The organism is Pseudomonas sp. K5002, from assembly GCF_013386655.1.
Classification (GTDB): domain Bacteria; phylum Pseudomonadota; class Gammaproteobacteria; order Pseudomonadales; family Pseudomonadaceae; genus Aquipseudomonas.
Window position 1 is genome coordinate 1 of the sequence record NZ_JACARK010001629.1, and the last position, 362, is coordinate 362.

A 362-nucleotide genomic window follows, 5' to 3' on the forward strand; every position below is an offset into this window, starting at 1 on the left:
GGCGGCGGACCCGGCCCGTAGCCTGTTCCTGTGCGATGTGCGTACCGCTGAAGAATTTGCCGCCGGCAGTTTGCCGGGGGCGCAACACACGCCGGGCGGGCAATTGATCCAGTCCACCGACCTGTACATCGGCGTGCGTCAGGCACGGGTGGTGCTGCTGGACAGTGATGGTGTGCGTGCGCCGATTGTCGCCAGTTGGCTGCGGCAGTTGGGGCATGAGGCGTATGTGCTGGAGGGTGGCGTCCACAGTGGATTGGCGCTGGAGGTCAAGGAGGCCGTGCCCTTTGACGCGCTGCCGCTGATCTCGGTGCAGGCGCTGGCCGATGCGCTGAAGGACGGCACCGTGGACCTGGTGGACCTGC

The 362-nt window shown here is 66.9% G+C and carries 1 protein-coding gene; it reads left to right on the top strand.

Annotated features, from left to right (window positions below):
- Window positions 1-362, top strand: a 362-nt coding sequence (locus HX846_RS38370) for a rhodanese-like domain-containing protein (RefSeq protein WP_256740531.1), incomplete at both ends; no start/stop codon positions are given.